Raw genomic sequence first — 4,012 nt, 5'->3', positions numbered from 1 at the left:
AGCGGGAATCTAGGAATACGCGCGGTAGGGATCTGGATCCCCGCCTGCGCGGGGATGACACCACTCGGATGGCGGAGACAGACAGCGAAAATCCGTTGTCTTACTTTCGGATCAAGGGACCGCACCCTTTCCCCCCGGGGTTGACAAGGTGTTCAATTTCGTAGTTTCGTAATTTCGTCTTTTTGGGAGTGGAGGGTGCTTGACCTCATCCCCCAGTGTGGCTACAATGCCAGAGGGAGGAAGAAATGGCTCTGGATGCCGCTGTACTGAAAGCTTTGTGTGGTGAGCTGTCTGAAACGTTCAAAGGTGCTAAGGTGAGAGCCCTGAAGCAGATTGACCAATGGGAGCTGGTCATAGAGACCAGCCGAGGCTGTCTTGTGGTATCCTGCCACCCCCGATTCAAGAGACTGATGTCTGTTGAAATCAGAGAAGATGAAATCCCGACACACTTTGCGAGAACGGCTGGCAAACTCGTACAAGGCGCGAAGATTACAGGTATCAATCAGAAGGACTTGGAGAGGATTGCTGAGATAGGATTTGAAAAGAGAGATTCGTTGGATAAGACTGTGACGCATAGGCTCGTCGTTGAGCTTGTGGGCAGCAGCGGCAACGCCATCCTTCTTACATCTGCAGACAGAGTCGTTACCTATTTAAGAAAGACAAAGAGAAATGTGGTCGGTCGTACATACAGGCCACCGAGACACCCCGGGTGGGTTGACCCCGAGGTTCTGGACAAAGATGGACTCATGGAGGTGATGCTGGAGGATAAGGGTGCTGTTCTGAGTGAGAGAATACAGAAATGCATAATGGGTTTCGGCCCTCTCCTGTCCCGGGAGACTGTATACAGGTCTGGTTTGAGTATTGAGAAGAGAGTCGCGGACTGTTCCCGTGCAGAGCTGGTGAGGGTCGCAGGGGAGGTAGGAGGAATGTGCGAGGATGTGGTGAATGAGAGGTTCTCTCCCAGCGTGTACTACAAGGAAGAAGATGCAGTTGAGGTTTCGTGCTTTAAGCTCTCTCACCTTGCTGAACTGAAACACAAAAGATTCGGCTCCATGAATGAGGCGGCAGTTGAGTTCTATTTAAAGCCAGTACAAGTCTACAGGTTAGAAGAAAAGAAGAAATTCTTGTTGAAAGCGGTAGAAAAGAAGACCAGGTCGAAGAAGACTCTTTTTGAAAAGCAACGGAACGATTTGAAAAAAGCCCAAAAGTGCGATGAATACAAGACAATGGGAGATGCCATTCTTATGAATCTTCGAAAGATCAGGAAGGGCGCTTCTCAAGTCTTGCTGGAAAGTCCAACGGAGCCAAAAAGAAAGTTGAAGATAACTCTCACCCGGGGCAAGAGTCCACAGGAGACAGCCCAGGGATACTACAAAAAATACAAGAAGTTGAAGAAAGCACCCCCTGCAATCAAAAAGAGACTGGCTTCGTCAAAAGAAGTTGTTACCCATCTTGAATCCCTCAAGAAGAGCTTGGAGAAGGCGAGTTCAAAGGCTGACCTGGACGGGCTCAGGGAGGTTCTGGTAAAGGAGGGGCTTGTACAGCGAACGACAGCGAAAAAGGAGAAGGCCGAAAAACAGTACAGAAGGTTCGTTACGAGCGGAGGGTGGGAGGTGGTTGTTGGCAGAAGCGCCAGGGAGAACGATGAGATCACTTTCCATCTTGCTAAGCCGAAGGATCTTTTCTTTCATACGAGTTCTGCATCCGGCTCTCACACCATAATGAGAGTTCAGGGGACAGGAAAAATTCCGGGCAAGAAGGACATAGAGGAGGTTGCGAGCATAGCTGCCTACTACAGCAAGGCTCGAACCTCCCGCGTCGTTCCTGTGGCGTATGCAGAGAGAAGATATGTGCGAAAGCCGAGGAAGGCGCCACCCGGCACGGTCATGGTGGAGAGGGAGAAAGTGGTGATGGTCGAACCCCATAAACCAGTCTTCCCACCCAAGCCCTAACCCCTAACCTACGAAATTCCCTTCCCACACACCCTCACCTTCGAAATTGCGAAACTCCCTTCACTTCCACCCAACACCTTCGAAAATCCCGAAGGTCCTAAGCCTGTCGAAGGAGAAAATAACTTCATCCCCTGCCTTCTGTTTGGTGATTTGCATTTCGTCCTTCGTACCCTGTACTCTGTACTTTCTACTTTGTGTAGAACATTTTGTTCTTGACAGTCCTTGGTTCAAGCGTATTATTGCCGAGGTTTGTAAAGAGGAACAAGCATGCCAAGCCTCGTGATTGTGGGGACTCAATGGGGAGATGAAGGGAAGGGAAAGATAGTTGACCTTCTCTCCGCTGATGCAGATCTCGTAGCCAGATTCCAGGGTGGGGCAAACGCCGGACACACAGTAGTCATTGATAAGCAGGAATTCATACTTCATCTGGTCCCCATAGGAATTCTCCATCCCGGGAAGGTGTGTGTATTAGGTAACGGCGTAGTAATAGATCCCAGGGTTCTCCTCTCCGAGGTAGATGAGCTCTCCGCAAGAAACATAGAGGTCGATGGGCGCCTCTTTATCAGCGAGGCTGCACACATCACCATGCCTTACCATAAACTCTTTGATGAGGCCAAGGAGATAAAACGCGAGTCAAAGAAGGTTGGGACCACCCACAGAGGAATAGGGCCGACTTATACTGACAAGATGGATAGAATTGGTATAAGGGCCATTGATTTGCTTCATTTTGATGTCTTTGAAGAAAAACTCAAAGCAAATGTGGAGGAAAAAAACTTCTTCCTGGAGAACTACTATCATCACGAGACAACCAATTACGACGATATGGTTGGAGAGTACAGGGGATTTGCCCAAAGGTTGAGGCCCTGGATAAAGGATACGTCCATAATCGTCAACAAATTCATATCTGGTGGTAAGAGAGTCCTGTTTGAGGGTGCGCAGGGGGCTCTCCTTGACATAGACTTTGGCACGTACCCATTTGTGACCTCAAGTAGCACGATTGCCGGAGGTGCATGCACGGGAGTCGGCGTCGGCCCCAGCAAGATAGATAGCGTGCTGGGTGTCACGAAGGCTTACACTACCAGAGTTGGAGCTGGCCCTTTTCCAACAGAGTTCTCAGAAAAGCTAGAGGAGAAGATGCGCATAAAGGGGAGAGAATATGGGGCAACCACCGGAAGGCCCAGGAGATGTGGCTGGTTTGATGCACTGCTCGTGAGACGTGCGGTCAGAGTGAGTGGGATTGACAGGATTGCAATTACAAAGCTTGATGTGCTTGACGGCATGAATACGCTTAAGATATGTAAGGGGTACATGTACGAAGGAGAGATAGTCGACGAGTTTCCTGCTCAGACAGCCATACTTGGCGAGTGCACGCCCATCTACGAACAGATATGGGGGTGGAGCGAGTCTACCAGAGAGGCCAGAACATTGGGTGAGCTGCCTTCGAGAGCTCGAAAGTATCTGGACAGGATAAGCGAGCTTGTTGGCGCCGAGGTCGCCGCAGTATCTGTCGGTCCACGGCGCGATGAGGTGATCCTCACGGACAGCAAGTTCTGGTAAGTAGAAAGCTATACAACGGAGGGATACTGTGAGTTTTGACATTTCTGTTTCGGCATCTTTCTCTGCTGCACACGCAATCAAGGGTATGGTCGGGTCATGCGAAAAACTGCACGGCCACAACTGGAAGGTAGAGATTCATGTGGTTACAGACGACCTGGACAACCGAGGAGTAGCTATTGACTACAGGGAACTCCGCTCCCTGCTACAGCAGATTGTAAACCGTCTTGACCATTCGGTCTTGAATGAGGTGCCCGAACTCGAGGGCATAAGTCCTACGTGTGAAAATATGGCCAAATATATTTTTACCGCCTTGGTCAGAGAGCTACCATCAGAGCAGAAACTGGGCATGGTTAGAGTCTGGGAATCAGACTATTCCTCAGCAGCCTATATGCCCTGACTTACACAAAATCGCGAAATTCCACCCTACCACGCTCCTTCGAAATTCCCTTCCCACACTCGCTACGCCCTCGAAATTCCGCACCCCCTTCCCGACACCTTCGAAA

General features: G+C 50.0%; 3 protein-coding genes. All 3 read left to right on the top strand.

Annotation, left to right across the window (positions count from 1 at the left end; genetic code table 11):
• The first annotated feature begins 245 nt into the window (after positions 1 to 245).
• The 3 genes from E3J62_10450 (at position 246) to queD (ending at position 3,906) form a co-directional block, all read left to right on the top strand.
• Positions 246 to 1,952, top strand: coding sequence for a fibronectin-binding domain-containing protein (locus tag E3J62_10450; GenBank protein ID TET44407.1), 1,707 nt, complete (start codon positions 246 to 248; stop codon positions 1,950 to 1,952).
• Positions 1,953 to 2,219: 267 nt separating this feature from the next.
• The gene (locus tag E3J62_10445; protein ID TET44406.1) at positions 2,220 to 3,509 is read left to right on the top strand and encodes an adenylosuccinate synthase; all 1,290 of its coding nucleotides are present in this window, start codon (positions 2,220 to 2,222) and stop codon (positions 3,507 to 3,509) included.
• A gap of 28 nt (positions 3,510 to 3,537) precedes the next feature.
• The gene (gene queD / locus E3J62_10440) at positions 3,538 to 3,906 is read left to right on the top strand and encodes a 6-carboxytetrahydropterin synthase QueD (GenBank protein ID TET44405.1); all 369 of its coding nucleotides are present in this window, start codon (positions 3,538 to 3,540) and stop codon (positions 3,904 to 3,906) included.
• The last annotated feature ends 106 nt before the right edge of the window (positions 3,907 to 4,012 follow it).

It is taken from the genome of candidate division TA06 bacterium, from assembly GCA_004376575.1.
In the GTDB taxonomy this organism is placed as follows: domain Bacteria; phylum Hydrothermota; class DG-26; order E44-bin18; family E44-bin18; genus E44-bin18.
This window is presented reverse-complemented; position numbering and strand designations above follow the sequence as displayed.